Here is a 12,896-nt window from a genome sequence, read left to right on the forward strand (position 1 = left end):
TGAAGAATTAACCTTTTTTAACTTTTGAGCCTGTTCACACTTTTCTTGGTTTTTAGTGTGCTTACAGATAATTTCGGCCATGGATTCGAAAAATGGTCAATATAGTCTTCAAGGAGTTAATCTCACCAAAATCGCTTCTGAGTTTGGTACTCCTGTATATGTTTATGATGCTGAGAAAATAATTAACCAGCTTCAGTCGCTTAAAAATGCCTTCTCTAATCAAAAACTGAAGATAAAATATGCGGCCAAATCCTTGACGAACATCAACATATTAAAGCTGATGAAGAAGCATGGTGCAGGTGTGGATGTAGTATCCATTCAAGAAGCACACCTTGCTTTAAAGGCCGGTTTTGAACCAAATGAGATTTTATTTACTCCTAACTGCGTATCCTTTGATGAGATTGTTGAAGGTGTAAACCTTGGATTGACGATCAACATTGATAATATTTCAATACTTGAACAGTTCGGGCATAAATATCATAATAAAGTGCCTTGCTGCATTCGTCTGAACCCACACATAATGGCGGGTGGTAATACTAAAATATCTACCGGCCATGTGGACTCAAAGTTTGGAATTTCTATTTATCAGCTGCCACATTTAATACGAGTGGTAAACACTACCGGAATCAAAGTAACTGGCTTGCACATGCATACCGGATCTGATATTCTGGATGCAGAAGTGTTTTTGAAAATTGCTGAGATATTATTTGGTGTTGCCAGAGACTTTCCAGACCTGGAGTTTATCGACTTTGGTAGTGGCTTTAAAGTGGGCTACAAGGACAATGATATTACTACCAATGTATATGACCTCGGAGTAAAGCTTGGAAAAGCTTTCGATACTTTTTGCGAGAGTTATGGCAGAAAGCTGGAGATGTGGTTTGAGCCGGGTAAATATCTGGTAAGTGAAGCCGGCTACTTTTTGGCAAAAGCGAATGTGATTAAAACAACTCCTGCCACTGTATTTGTGGGGGTTGATAGTGGAATGAATCACCTGCTCCGCCCAATGATGTACGATGCGTATCATGAAATTGTGAATATCTCGAACCCGAAAGGAACGCAACGAGTGTACACTGTGGTAGGGTACATCTGTGAAACGGATACGTTCGGTTGGGACCGTAAGTTAAATGAAGTTAGGGAAGGTGATATTCTGATGATGAAAAATGCAGGAGCTTATGGCTTTTCAATGGCCTCAAACTATAATTCAAGATTCCGCCCGGCAGAAGTGTTGGTACTCGATGGTAAAGCGCACTTAATTCGTGAACGAGAAACCATGGAAGACCTCTTGAAAGGGCAGGTGGATTTGAAGATTTAAGATTTTAACCCACCCCTTTATCCCCTCCCTGGAGGGGAAATTTATTTGTATTTCTCTTTAAGGAACTCCTTATATTCTTTCATAAACTTTTCCACCTTGGGCCTGGAAACTGAATAAACATACGGCTGATTAGGGTGTAATTCATAGTAGTTTTGATGGTAGTCTTCCGCCTCAAAGAAATTGGTAAATGGGGTTATCAGAGTGACAACTTTTGAATCGTACTTATCGGATTGATCCAAATACTCCTTTCTCGCTTCAGCCTGCTTCTTTTCCTCATCATTTTGATAATAAATTTCTGAGCGGTATTGCTTGCCTACATCGGGGCCTTGTCGGTTCAGCTGAGTTGGATCATGACTCGCATAAAAGAATTCAATTAATTGCTTGTAAGAAACTACCTCAGAATCATAGGCTATTCGCACTGCCTCAGCATAATTAGTGATGCCCGCACTTACCTGCTGATATGTTGGGTTGGGTCGGTCGCCTCCGGCATAGCCTGATACAACATCTACTACTCCTTGCACTCTTTCAAAAACGGCCTCTGTGCACCAGAAGCACCCACTGGCAAAGTAAGCTGTATCTAACCTTGTTTTTTGCTCCTGAGAGATAGTTAAGTCATTTATTTTTTGTTCGTCCTTCTTAGCGGCACAGCAAACCATTAATATGCTTGACAAAATAAGAGTAGGTAATTTTAACATAGTTTGAATTGAGTGTTCAATAATATAACTACAGTGGTCAGTTGAATGTTGCAATTCGATTGACAGCTACATGACATAGCCCCCTAAAACAAACTATAATTACCCCCTTTTCGAAAGGCTGTGAGGTTCCAAGGTGTGCTCTTCATATTTTTCATGTATCTATTTTTAGAGATATGATGCAACTTGCTAATGGTGGAGGCAATATTCCCAACGCCTCTCATTCTTTTGCCAAACTCGCTGTCATTGACTGTGCCACCATGAAGCTCCTTTATTTGATTAATCACCTTTTCTGCTCTATCAGGGAAATATTTCTTAAGCCAGCCTTCAAAAATGTCCGCAATCTTTCCATTTAAACGAACGGTGGTGTAATTCACGCCTTGAGCCCCCCTTTCTGCCACTGCTTTAATAATTGCGGGTATTTCATGATGATTGATAGAAGGAATGATAGGGGCATTCATAATGCTTACAGGAATGCCTGCTTCAGTTAACTTTTCTATTGCCAACAATTTAGACTTTACGCTTGCTGTTCGTGGTTCTAAAATTCTTCTGAGTCCATCATCTAAAGTGGTAATGGATAGAATTACTTTCACTAAATTATCAGAAGCGAAATCTTGCAAAATATCTAAGTCTCGTGTAACCAGCACATTCTTGGTAATAATACCCACAGGGTGCCTGTATTTGGCAAAAACCTCTAGAAGTTGCCGTGTGATTTTTAGCTCACGCTCAATAGGTTGGTAACAATCCGTATTACCAGAAAGCACAATGGGCTTAGGTTTCCAGGAAGGTTTAAGCAGATGATTTTCTAGTAAAGCAGGGGCATTACTTTTTACAATAATCTTAGTTTCAAAATCAAGACCTAGGTTGTAGCCCCAATATTCGTGCGTTTTACGTGCATAGCAATATATGCATCCATGCTCGCACCCCTGATAGGGGTTTAGTGAGTATTCCATGCCCACATCAGGGCTGGTAACCTTATTGACCACCTTGTTTGGTGTCTCGTAGAACAGCTGCGTTTTAGGCCGTTCAATTAACAATTCCTCATCTAACCCTTCTATGTGATCTGTTACAATCTCCTGATTTAAAAAATCATTGGAAATCGCAGATTGCGCACCTCTCCCTTTGAGTAAATCATTCATATTCTAAATTACTAATTAAATTAGTAACTTAGAATATTTTTAGTACTTATTGATTATCAATTGGCTCTGCGAATGTGATGTAATAGCCATTGATGTCTCTAACCGTAAACTCCTTCATCCCATAGAAAGTGTCATGTAACTGAACTACAATGTCAGCGTCATTATAATGGCGCTCATAAAACTTTTTAATACCTGTCATTTTTATGAATAACGTTGCCCCTCCCCCTGGGCTTTCATGTCTAATTTCAGGAATATCTTTTTTGAGGCTCTCTTCGCTTTGAAACATAATATCCACATTCCCTTTTTTCATGCGGGCCCAATCAAGCTCATCTCCTGTTTCCGGAACAGTTGATACGGTTTCAAAACCAAATACTCCGTGATAGTAGTTAATAGTAGCCCTTACATCCTCTACCATTAGGTTCGGGGTTAGCGTTTCTAATTTCATGCCTTATCTGTTAAATTGTGAAAGCCTGAATTTAGCAATTCTTTGTTAATTGTTTGTTATCACAAGTTCAAATCCGATACCATGCCTGTTTGCTATACTCACATTGGAATCTTTAGACAGGTATTTTCTAAGCTTAGAAATAAAAACATCCAAACTACGGCCTAGGAAATAGTCATCATCGCCCCACACTTCTTTGAGGATCTCATCACGCTTCACTACTCTTTGTTTATTCAAACAAAAAAACCGTAGCACATCGGCTTCCTTCTGGGTGAGGTTTTTTACTTCACCTTTACAAGTAAGGCTGAGGTCGGAGTAATTAAAATCATACTCCCCGATTGTAAAATTTTGTTTTGTGGTGTTAGAGCTAAGTTTTCTTTTTAAAAATACTTCTATCCGAAAAATAAGCTCCTCCAGGCTAAAGGGTTTGGTAATATAATCATCACCACCACTTTTAAACCCTTCTAGTTTGTCTTCTTGCATAGACTTAGCTGTTAGATATAGTATAGGCACATTAGAGTCTTTTTTTCTGATCTCTTTACCTAACGTAAACCCATCAAGAGCGGGGAGCATGACATCTAATAAACACAGGTCAAATTTGCCTTTAGCAAATGATTTAATGGCCTGGGCACCATCAGTGAAATGTATAACTTCATAGCCATTTAAAGAAAGATTGTCTTTAATTACGAATGACAAGCTTTCGTCATCCTCCACTAGCATTATTGAAGTCTTATTCATTGTATAAGGAAAATTTGAATGTACTACCCTTACCTAATTCACTGATAAGTTTCAAGCTACCTTTATGGGCTTTAACTACCTGCATTACATAGCTTAGTCCCAAGCCAAAACACTTTACATCGTGCCGGTTTCCGGTAGATACCCTATAAAATTTATCGAATACCTTTTTCTGATTTTCCGTGCTAATGCCAATCCCGTTGTCTTCAATTGCTACCCAGATTTTGTCTTTTACTGATTCCGTAGAAATGGTGATATCAGGTTCTTTTTCGCAATATTTAATGGCATTATCAATTAAGTTATAAATCACATTCGAGAGGTGGAGCCTATCTACAACCACCATATCATTGACTGCATTTAATTTGAAGCTGATGCCATTGAAAATCTTATCGTTGCCTGCTGCTATGCCTTCCACAGCCTCTTTAATAAGTTGATGCAGTGATGTGTTTTCTCTCTTAAGCGCAATTTCATCTTTATCCATTCCGGCCATTTGTAGTACGCGCTCTACTTGCTTTTTTAGTCGTATATTTTCTCGCTTTATGATGGTTGTGTAATTCTTTATTCGCTCTGGCTGAGAACTTATGTTTGGGTCACTCAACACATCTGCACTTAGTGCAATGGTTGATATTGGCGTCTTAAACTCATGTGTCATGTTGTTGATGAAATCTTTCTGAATTTCAGAAAGCCTTTTCTGTTTTAGAATCACAAAAAGGGCATATGAAAAGAAAATGATTACCAGCACTAGTACGGCAGATGAGAATATCCAGATGCCCATTCGATCGGTAATAATGGAAGCTTTATTTGGAAACTGCACACCAAAATAATAATTCTGATTTTCCCATTTTGGCAACCCCGCTAGATCCGCAGCTTCTTTTTGAACGGCCTCTACACTCACATAATTACCATACACCATTTTATCGCTCGTGCAATCGTATATGCCATATTCAAAATCGGCCTTTATGTTTCTTTTCTCAAATTCAGATTTTAACAGATACTCAAGGAGATTGGCATCTATCTCGTTATTAATCATCACCACATAATAATTGGTACTTAGCTGCTTGATAGGGTTGTTAGCTGGTATAGCTGTTTCACTAATTTCAAAAAACTTGGTAGCCACATTGTAAAGTGCTGCATTCACCTCTCTATTAAACAGCTCCTCCTCAGTATTAAAGGCTTTATTAAACCAATACACCTGCACACCGGCTATACCCAATATGCTAATGGCCGCCATTACCACCAATGCCAGAATGGATTTACGCTTCATAAGAGTTGAAATTAATTAAAATAAGATAAGCAGGCTGAATTTTTAACACATCATTAACAAAGTGTTAAATCTTGAATTTTAGAATTTTTCATTTCAAAAAAAGAAATTAATAAGCTATGTTTCGGTGTTTTTAGACTAATCAACATGAAACGTATCTCCTATCACTTCATTTTATTTCTTTTCTTTTCTATAAGCACATTCGCCCAACCCACCTTTCACCCTGCAGAATCGCGTGGTGAAATAGAAAATAATGAAATTAATGAAGCATCCGGTCTGGCCGTAGGCATCAATAACCCTAACATGCTTTGGGTGCATAATGATAGTGGAGATAAGGCAAGATTATTCTTGCTTGACCAGTACGGAAAATTTAAAGCTCAATTTAACTTCCCTACCTTAAATCATAGGGATTGGGAAGATATGGCGAGTGGAGTTGGTCCAGATGACTCTAAAAACTACCTATATGTAGCCGAAATGGGTGATAACAAGGCTGTTCATGATTTAAAATACATCTATCGTTTTGAAGAACCCTCTTTAGAAGCTGAACGTAGAGATATCGAAAATGTAGACGTTATAACTTTCATTTTCCCTGACGGAAAAAGAGATGCAGAAAGTTTAATGGTTGATCCGCTATCAAAAGATATTTACATTTTATCGAAAAGAGAACAAAATATTGGTATTTACCGGGCTGCCTACCCACAGTCGTTAACGGAAACCATTACGCTGGAGAAATTGGGCACAATTGCTTATTTCAACACGGTGGCGGCAGATATATCGGCCGATGGAGAAGAGATCATTACAAAAACCTATAACTCTGTTTTCTATTGGAAAAGAAATGGCAGAAGCATTGTCGAAACACTCATGTCCGAGCCAGAAACCGTTCCCTACATTGTTGAGCCGCAAGGTGAATCACTCGCATGGATGAAAGATGGCTCTGGCTTTTTTACCCTAAGTGAAGAACCCCGGGACATTGAAGCCATTCTGTACTTTTATAGAAAGAAATAAGCTTTTAGTATATTTATCTAAAATATACTCCATGTATTTCAGTGGGTGGCTTTTACTAAGAATGTGAACACACAAGAACTTCCAATTTTTGAAACATTATTTAAGGAGCACTTCGGTGGCCTTACTGGATTTGCCATGAAATATGTGCAGGATTTGGATGATGCGAAAGAAATAGTTCATGATGTGTTTATCCGACTTTGGGAAAAGCATAAAAGCCTGGAGCCTGATACCAATTACAAAAGCTATCTGTATACTTCAGTAAGAAACCGTTGCTTAAATAAAATCAGGGATCAGAAGAAAATGGTGTCTATTGCTGAAGTGAATGAGAACTTGCATTCTGAAAGTTCATCAAACATAGAAACAAAAGAACTGGAAAGAGAGATTGCTTTTGCGCTGAATACATTACCGAATAAGTGCAGAAAAGTATTTGAACTAAGCAGGGTTGAAGAGCTAAAGTATTCTGAAATAGCAGAAAGAATGGATATATCCGTTAAAACTGTTGAAGCTCAAATGTCTAAGGCGTTACGCTTAATGCGAGAACATTTAGCTGATTTTTTAATGTTACTTATTTTAATTTTTCTTCAGTAAGGGTAAATGAACTTTGATGTGTTATAATAATAGAGAATTAAAAATTTGAACGAAGAGAAAGACCATATAGAAACATTAATCGCCAAACTTATCACCAATCAAATTAGTGATGAGGATAGAGCAGAGGTTGAAAACTGGTGCAAGCAAAGTGCGGCCAATCAACAGTTATACGACCAGTATAAAAAACTTTACGAGATTGACAAAGACTATTTTATAGAACCAGATCTCGGTTTAGATATTAATAGTGAATGGAAACAATTTCAAAGTAAAATTACAGGTGCCAAAACTGTTGAAATGGTACCTACTTCAACAACTAACTGGTTTAAAGTGGCAGCTGCAGTATTGTTGATTTTAGCATCCACATATGTGGTTTATAACTTTCTGTTTAAGGATGAACTAATACTGCACCAAACGGCTAATGCTAAGCAAGAATTCATTTTACCAGATAATTCAAAAATTACACTCTACGCCAATTCATCCATCTCCTATTCTTCAGAATTTGGCGAAAAAGACAGGGCTGTAAATTTAGAAGGCGAAGCATTTTTTGATGTAGAACGAAACGAAACACAGCCATTTGTAATTTCAACGGGCAAAGTCAGAATTACTGTGCTGGGTACCTCTTTTAATGTAAGTTCAACAGACTCACACACTGAGGTTATTGTGTCTACAGGTCTGGTGTCGCTTTCTTCAAATTCTTCTGCTAAAGAGCTTCAACTGAGTGCTGGTGATGCTGGAATGCTCTCAACCAATGGAGAACTCATTCAATACAAAAATGAAGATCCGAATTTCAACTCTTGGAAAACCGGTTTAATTCAATTCGAGTCCACATCACTTAAAAAGGCCATTGAAGATCTAAACAAAGTCTACAATTCCTCTATTTCTATATCCGATCAAGTGACAGCTACCTGTGAAGTAACCGCTACTTTTGATAATCAGCCATTAGATTCTGTGTTAAAAGTATTAACTTCTACCCTTGATTTGACGATCGAACAAAACGGTCAGGATATTGAAATAACAAAAGCGGGGTGCTAAAGTCTGTCTATTTTCTAGCTATTTTATTTACTCTTTCTTGCCTCACTACTCAAAAGGCATATTCGCAAACTGCTGCCCAAAGTAAAGTGACTATTCAGGCCAATAATTTATCAATTATTGACGTTTTTAAACATATTGAAGAACAGTCAGGCATTACATTTTCATATAACTCCAAATTAATTAAGCCCGACCAAACCATAACGTATAATGGGACCGCTTCTCTAGAAAGTGTTTTAAAAGCCATTTTAGATCCACTAGACATCCAATTTGATTTCATCGAACGACAGGTAGTGTTAAAAAAAAAGAAAAGAAAGGATTCTAAAAAGGCCGTGATTAGCGGCTATGTAAAAGATCAATTAAATGGTGAAGCAATTATTGGAGCCACAGTGTCAATTGATTCATTAACTATTGGTGTACTAACGAATGCCTATGGTTATTACTCATTTCCAGTACCCGATGGCGAGCACACTGTCAATTATTCATTTGTTGGGTATGAGCCTGAGAGCATTCAAATAACAGGTAATACTGATATCAGTTACTCAGTTGATCTTGAAGAAAAGCCCCCTATACTTGAAGAAATAGTTGTAACCTCAGATAATGTGGTTGAATTGGAGGAAATTCAAATTAGCAAAGAAAAAATAAGCCCTGAAACTGTCACTGAAATGCCTGCACTCTTTGGTGAAATGGATGTGGTAAAATCGATGGAGTTTGTTCCTGGAATAAAGGCACATTCTGACGGTTCTACTTTCTATTATGTGCGAGGTGGCAACCGTGATCAGAACTTGTTAATGATTGATGATGCCCCGGTTTTTAACTCCAGTCATTTGCTTGGTGTGTTTTCTACGGTTATACCCGATGCCATTAACTCTATTGAAATTTATAAAGGCGATATGCCTGTAACAATGGGTGGACGGCTCTCTTCTGTGATTGACATTCGTACTAAAAAGGGGAACGATAGAAGATTTGAAGCTTGGGGCAATAGCACTCTTATTTCTAGCAAATTGGGCGTAGAAGGCCCAATAAAAAAAGGCTACAGTTCTTTTCTTGTTTCTGGTAGAATTTCGAGACTAAAATATCTGTTCGATAACGGAGAGGATGATCTTAAAAAATTAAACTTTTATGATCTTACGGGTAAATTAAACTTCACATTAGGCGAAAAAGACAATATCTATATTTCTACTTATACAGGTAAAGACAACTACTTTGTAGACAATGTAGGGCTGGAATGGGAAAATATTCTGGGTAGTGTACGCTGGAACCACCTGTTTAATGATAAGCTATTTATGAATGCTACCCTTGCAGGGAGCAACTATGATTACTTTTTACATACTGATGTGAGCACGAATACCAAATGGAAGTCGCGTATTGCTACTATTACGCTAAAATCTGATTTCACTTATTTCAAAAAAGCGAATAATATCTGGTCATTTGGTTTAGCCATTAACGGCTACAATTTTAATCCGGGCAATCTCACAACAGACAACCCAAATGTTCAGCCTCCTTTAATCTCAATAAGAAATGCTGCTGAAACAGTTGTTTATGGCGGGCAGGAAACGAAGCTTACTGATAAATTAGGGATTCGATATGGTTTGAGAATTTCGTCTTGGTCTAACCAGGGTGGTGCTTTTGAGTTTTTGTTTGATGAGAATAACAGCCCATCAGATACCTTGTTTTTTGATGATGGGGAAGATTATATTGATTTTGGGAACACAGAGCCTCGTTTAAGCCTCAATTATGAAGTAACCGCTAATGCCGCACTTAAATTAAGTTATACCAGAAATGTTCAGAATGTCCATCTCATCACCAATTCTATCAGTCCGTTTACTTCGTTGGAAGTATGGCTGCCGAGTAGCTTTAACATAGAACCTGAAATTGCTGATCAAATAGTTTTTGGTTATCAACAACATTTGGAAAAAGCCGGCCTACTACTTAGCGCAGAACTGTACTTCAAAAACATGCAAAATCAGATTGATTATGAGCCTCATGCAGAAACATTGCTCAATCCTTTAATTGAAGGAGAATTGCGTTTTGGCGATGCCACAGCAGCTGGCCTGGAACTAACAGCAAGAAAACAGACTGGCCGCTTAAGTGGCTGGGTAGGCTATACACTATCTCGAGCGAGACGAACATTTGAAGCTATTAATAATGGCCAGGAATATAACTCATTCTACGACCGACCACATGAAATCAATCTGGTGATGGGTTACGATCTTACAGAAAGAATAAAGCTCGGCATGAATTGGACTTATTATACTGGATCACCTTACTCCAAACCAATAGGTTTTTTTAATTACAACGGCCTGGAAGCTCCTATTTATGGAGAAAAAAATGGCAGTCGCTTACCTGATTACCACCGAATGGATGTATCTGCCACTTTTACGTTAAATAAAAATCCAACCAATCGATTCCGACACGATCTGTCTGTTTCAATTTTTAATTTGTATGGCCGCAAAAATACATTGTTTATAAATTACGGTAAGGTAGAAGATGCTGAAGGTGAATTTAGAATGCCTTCAAACTTATTAGAAAATAATCGCTTAACTACTCAGTCGTATTTATTCCGGTTTACGCCATCTATAACCTATAATTTCAGATTCCTGTGATACGGTTAACAATCATATTGTCCATTTTATTGCTTGTCATAAGTTGTGAAGAACGCATTGATGAAGATATTGATTTTGCAGCTGATGGGTTAATTGTTGTTGAAGGGTTGATGACTAATGAGCTTCGAAGGCATCGCGTTAAGATTACTAGACCTTACGCCAGCCAGAATGAAACTCCCAAACCTGTAAGCGATGCTTTTGTAGCTATTGTAGATAGCGATGAAGATGTTATTGTTTTAGAGGAAGATCCCATTGGCTCAGGAGAATATTACACAATCCCTGTGCGTGCTGTTTTCGGTAAATTTTATTTGCTCATTATCCGTCATAGAGGCAAAGAATATCGCGCGTTTGATACGCCTCCTGGCGGGCAATTTCTCGGAGATGTGGCATTGGATACCGCAGTTATTAACGGGTCATTACACTATAGTTTAGAATATCAGGAAAGCGGAACAGTGGCCAATTATGTGACGCACGACATTGACTGGTCAACCACCCCCAACTGCTCAACTCAAGAAAGTTGTGAAGGCAGAGTGGTATTTTATGACCTTAAAAATATTGATGTACAAGAGATTTTTGCTCCCGAAAAGGAAGAGTTCTATTTTCCTACCGGCAGTACCGTTATAAGAAGAAAGCATACGGTCAGCGATCGTTATAAAGAATTTTTACGCTCGCTTCTCTCAGAAACCGAATGGCGTGGTGGATTTTTTGATGTGACCAAAGATGATATACCTACGAATGTAGAAGGTGGTGCCGTTGGCTTTTTTGCTACTGTGACGGTCGATGTTGACACATTGGTTATAAATTAAAATAAATTAAATCGCGAGTAAGGGTGCTTACTAAGTCTCGTGTTATAGTACTGTAAGGGAGTTAAAATCGCTCCTTCAAACTAAAACTGAATTAGGAAATTAAATTTAAAATTATGAAAACGTTAAAATCGAATTTGAAACTACTATTGCTGGCCATTCTGACCTTACTAGTATCTATCGGATTAACATCATGTGATGAGAACCCTGAAGTTGTTACTCAAGATCAGATTTTGCCAGAGTCTTTCGGAATAGAAATTCCATCGTCTATCAATAGTGCAACCATCAACGCTGGCGGTAAAATAAATGGGAAAACGGAAGATGAATTAGCCGGAGATGATATCTACGGGCTATTGAGAGTATTCATACATGTGGGAGACGGCTCAAGAAGGCTTGTTGAAGATATCATCATAGCCATAAGAAGATTTGATATTCAAAACATTGAAGTAATTACCTATCAGAGTGATGATGATGGCAGAAGTAAAACCATGACTGTTGAGAAAAATGTAGACTTTGAGGGGAAAACATGGTCGTATCAACTCACTGTAGTAGATTCAGATTCTGAAAATGATGCGGATGGTGGTAAGGCAATGCAAGTGTTTTGGAATAATGACCCTGTAGAAGGTATAGCCATTCTAAAACCCTATAACATTAACAGAAGTGAAGGAGATGGCCAATTAAATGCCATGTACCGAATAGACTATAACTCTGCGGGTAATGACATTTATGATGCAACAATGGAAGTAGCCATCTCAGGATTGAGAACAGACAGACCACAAGACGATGACTTCGCTATGCGTAAGCTAAGAATGTTTGTGGGTAGAACTGGTGATGTGGTTGATGTGTTTGGTAACTCGAACCACCCAAGAGCACGATTGTTCCCAGATTCTGAAAACCCCGGATTTAACTGGGCATTCGTAGCCTCAGGCGATGATTCTGACAATATTGGTGTGGCTGAAGTGGGTTTACCACCAAGTGCCCTTGATTCTGATAACAGATCAATATTGCTGGAAGATTACTCAATAAGAAATGTATTTACGGAGAGAATTCTAAACGCATTCCCAAATATTCCTCAATCTGGTTTGGATGCATTCCTTGTGAACACGAACCCTCCGGGATACTTTGACAAAAACGGGTTCTTATCTGCGGGCGCTAGTCCAGGAGATTCATGGAACCCATTAGCCAACAGAATTCAGGATTTAGCTCCATACAACCCATTGGAGACTACAAACTTAGAAATTGCTTTTAAGTAGTTGATTAAGTTTAATTCGGAAAGCCGCTGCC

At 38.3% G+C, this 12,896-nt stretch carries 12 protein-coding genes; 7 read left to right on the forward strand and 5 right to left on the reverse strand.

What is annotated here, in order from left to right; all coding sequences use genetic code 11:
- The first annotated feature begins 79 nt into the window (after nt 1-79).
- Entirely contained in the window at nt 80-1,312 is a 1,233-nt protein-coding gene (gene lysA, locus RLO81_RS16690) for a diaminopimelate decarboxylase (RefSeq protein ID WP_350114280.1), read from the forward strand.
- A 41-nt stretch (nt 1,313-1,353) separates the two neighbouring features.
- On the opposite strand, the gene msrA is transcribed toward lysA, so the two are convergent.
- The 5 genes from msrA to RLO81_RS16715 all read right to left on the reverse strand — a co-directional run bounded on the left by msrA (nt 1,354) and on the right by RLO81_RS16715 (nt 5,584).
- Nucleotides 1,354-2,007, reverse strand: coding sequence for a peptide-methionine (S)-S-oxide reductase MsrA (gene msrA / locus RLO81_RS16695; RefSeq protein ID WP_350114283.1), 654 nt, complete (start codon nt 2,005-2,007; stop codon nt 1,354-1,356).
- Between the two features lie 83 nt (nt 2,008-2,090).
- Nucleotides 2,091-3,143, reverse strand: a complete 1,053-nt coding sequence (locus RLO81_RS16700) for a PA0069 family radical SAM protein (RefSeq protein WP_350114286.1) — start codon at nt 3,141-3,143, stop codon at nt 2,091-2,093.
- Between the two features lie 46 nt (nt 3,144-3,189).
- Nucleotides 3,190-3,588, reverse strand: coding sequence for a VOC family protein (locus tag RLO81_RS16705; RefSeq protein ID WP_350114288.1), 399 nt, complete (start codon nt 3,586-3,588; stop codon nt 3,190-3,192).
- Between the two features lie 45 nt (nt 3,589-3,633).
- The gene (locus RLO81_RS16710; RefSeq protein WP_350114291.1) at nt 3,634-4,323 is read right to left on the reverse strand and encodes a response regulator transcription factor; all 690 of its coding nucleotides are present in this window, start codon (nt 4,321-4,323) and stop codon (nt 3,634-3,636) included.
- On the reverse strand, nt 4,316-5,584 hold the full coding sequence (locus RLO81_RS16715) for a sensor histidine kinase (RefSeq protein WP_350114294.1): 1,269 nt from the start codon (nt 5,582-5,584) through the stop codon (nt 4,316-4,318). The genes RLO81_RS16710 and RLO81_RS16715 overlap by 8 nt, the downstream gene beginning before the upstream one ends.
- 144 nt (nt 5,585-5,728) lie before the next feature.
- Between RLO81_RS16715 and RLO81_RS16720 the strand changes: the two genes are divergently transcribed.
- The 6 genes from RLO81_RS16720 (at nt 5,729) to RLO81_RS16745 (ending at nt 12,865) form a co-directional block, all read left to right on the forward strand.
- Nucleotides 5,729-6,586 carry a hypothetical protein gene (locus RLO81_RS16720; protein WP_350114297.1) on the forward strand — a complete coding sequence of 286 codons (858 nt, stop codon included), beginning with the start codon at nt 5,729-5,731 and terminating at the stop codon, nt 6,584-6,586.
- 63 nt (nt 6,587-6,649) lie between these two features.
- Nucleotides 6,650-7,174 (forward strand): RNA polymerase sigma-70 factor, encoded by a 525-nt coding sequence (locus RLO81_RS16725; protein WP_350114300.1) that lies wholly within the window; start codon nt 6,650-6,652, stop codon nt 7,172-7,174.
- A gap of 45 nt (nt 7,175-7,219) precedes the next feature.
- Nucleotides 7,220-8,206, forward strand: coding sequence for a FecR family protein (locus RLO81_RS16730; RefSeq protein WP_350114303.1), 987 nt, complete (start codon nt 7,220-7,222; stop codon nt 8,204-8,206).
- A complete protein-coding gene (locus RLO81_RS16735) occupies nt 8,200-10,809 on the forward strand; it encodes a TonB-dependent receptor (RefSeq protein WP_350114306.1) in 2,610 nt (869 codons plus the stop codon). Before RLO81_RS16730 ends, RLO81_RS16735 begins: the two co-directional genes overlap by 7 nt.
- Nucleotides 10,806-11,615: a DUF4249 family protein gene (locus RLO81_RS16740; protein ID WP_350114309.1), complete on the forward strand. Its 810-nt coding sequence runs from the start codon at nt 10,806-10,808 to the stop codon at nt 11,613-11,615. Before RLO81_RS16735 ends, RLO81_RS16740 begins: the two co-directional genes overlap by 4 nt.
- A 113-nt stretch (nt 11,616-11,728) precedes the next feature.
- Complete coding sequence (locus RLO81_RS16745) at nt 11,729-12,865, forward strand: hypothetical protein (protein WP_350114312.1); 1,137 nt, start codon at nt 11,729-11,731, stop codon at nt 12,863-12,865.
- Nucleotides 12,866-12,896 lie beyond the last annotated feature (31 nt).

The organism is Fulvivirga sp., assembly GCF_040220315.1.
Lineage (GTDB): Bacteria > Bacteroidota > Bacteroidia > Cytophagales > Cyclobacteriaceae > Fulvivirga.

Bases quoted from the DNA above. Each gene is read 5' to 3' on its own strand.
- lysA (WP_350114280.1), top strand. From the start codon at position 80: ATGGATTCGAAAAATGGTCAATATAGTCTTCAAGGAGTTAATCTCACC.
- msrA (WP_350114283.1), bottom strand. From the start codon at position 2,007: ATGTTAAAATTACCTACTCTTATTTTGTCAAGCATATTAATGGTTTGC.
- RLO81_RS16700 (WP_350114286.1), bottom strand. From the start codon at position 3,143: ATGAATGATTTACTCAAAGGGAGAGGTGCGCAATCTGCGATTTCCAAT.
- RLO81_RS16705 (WP_350114288.1), bottom strand. From the start codon at position 3,588: ATGAAATTAGAAACGCTAACCCCGAACCTAATGGTAGAGGATGTAAGG.
- RLO81_RS16710 (WP_350114291.1), bottom strand. From the start codon at position 4,323: ATGAATAAGACTTCAATAATGCTAGTGGAGGATGACGAAAGCTTGTCA.
- RLO81_RS16715 (WP_350114294.1), bottom strand. From the start codon at position 5,584: ATGAAGCGTAAATCCATTCTGGCATTGGTGGTAATGGCGGCCATTAGC.
- RLO81_RS16720 (WP_350114297.1), top strand. From the start codon at position 5,729: ATGAAACGTATCTCCTATCACTTCATTTTATTTCTTTTCTTTTCTATA.
- RLO81_RS16745 (WP_350114312.1), top strand. From the start codon at position 11,729: ATGAAAACGTTAAAATCGAATTTGAAACTACTATTGCTGGCCATTCTG.